This is a genomic window from Vibrio sp. Vb1574 (assembly GCF_033338675.1).
Genome location: NZ_JAWOTC010000318.1, coordinates 1 through 1,198, shown reverse-complemented (window position 1 = coordinate 1,198; position 1,198 = coordinate 1). Strand labels below are relative to the sequence as shown.

Here is a 1,198-nt window from a genome sequence, read left to right as displayed (position 1 = left end):
AACACTGCCGAAGCGATGAAATCAAACTAGCAACTCTTGCAGAGTTCTCATATATTAAGAATCTTACGCACCTTACAAAAGCCAACGACACCAAGGAGTCAGCGCCATGTCGAAAAGGACCCCACCAGAGATTCTCTCTTGTCAGACGGTCGCACGATCAAAACTGTTTGCTGTGGAAGCCCTCGACCTTCGCTTCTCCAATGGCGAGCATCGCACTTATGAGCGCATGAAGCCAAGTGGTCGCGATGCCGTAATGGTTGTACCGATAACCGAGCAGGGCGATTTACTGTTGGTACGTGAATACGCTGCTGGTACAGAGCGTTACGAACTGGGTTTTCCTAAAGGTCTTATCGATCCCGGTGAAACGCCACATCAGGCCGCTGACCGCGAACTCAAAGAAGAAATTGGTTTTGGTTGTAAGGAACTCACCCCGTTAAAACAAGTGATCCTTGCTCCTTCTTATTTTTCGAGCAAGATGACGCTGTTTCTAGGTCAATCGCTATACCCTGAAAAGCAAGAAGGTGACGAACCAGAGCCGTTAGAAATTGTGCGCTGGCCACTCGCACAAGCCGAAGAGCTATTAACGCATTTGGACTTCTGTGAAGCACGAAGCATCACGGCGTTAATGTTGGCACTGAAACACTTACCAAACACCACTCACAACAACAATCAATAACGGTGTAAACCGACAAATATTGTGAGTAAGGACTATCACCTATGCCAATGACAAAAGATCTATCTCACCTGCTTCCTCAAGTTATCGAAATTGCCCGCAGTGCGGGACAAATGATTCTCGATATCTACGAGAAAAAGCAATATGAAGCGTATACCAAAAGTGATGAAACACCGGTCACAAGCGCCGATATTGCCGCGCACAAACTCATCACTGAACGTTTAAGTGAACTGACACCAGACATCCCCGTGTTGTCTGAAGAAGCCGCCGACATCCGCTTAGAGCAGCGCGCACAATGGCAGCGTTATTGGTTGGTCGACCCATTAGATGGCACACAAGAATTCATCGCACGCAGTGGCGACTTTGCGACCATCATTGCATTAATTGACAACAACAAGCCAGCGATGGGCGTGGTATATGGGCCTGTTTCTGGCGTCACGTATTACGCATACAGCGGCAAAGGTGCGTGGAAAATCCCAGACATGTCTGAAAGCGTGAAAATCCACACGCCCAAACATGAACAAG

2 protein-coding genes are annotated in these 1,198 nt (G+C 48.0%); both read left to right on the top strand.

The genetic code is table 11. From position 1 onward, the window contains the following. Positions 1 to 106 precede the first annotated feature (106 nt). Positions 107 to 676, top strand: coding sequence for an ADP compounds hydrolase NudE (gene nudE, locus R7O12_RS25845; RefSeq protein ID WP_021448936.1), 570 nt, complete (start codon positions 107 to 109; stop codon positions 674 to 676). A gap of 41 nt (positions 677 to 717) precedes the next feature. Beyond that, positions 718 to 1,198 (top strand): 3'(2'),5'-bisphosphate nucleotidase CysQ (locus R7O12_RS25840; RefSeq protein WP_318126910.1); only part of this gene is annotated, 481 nt, incomplete at its 3' end.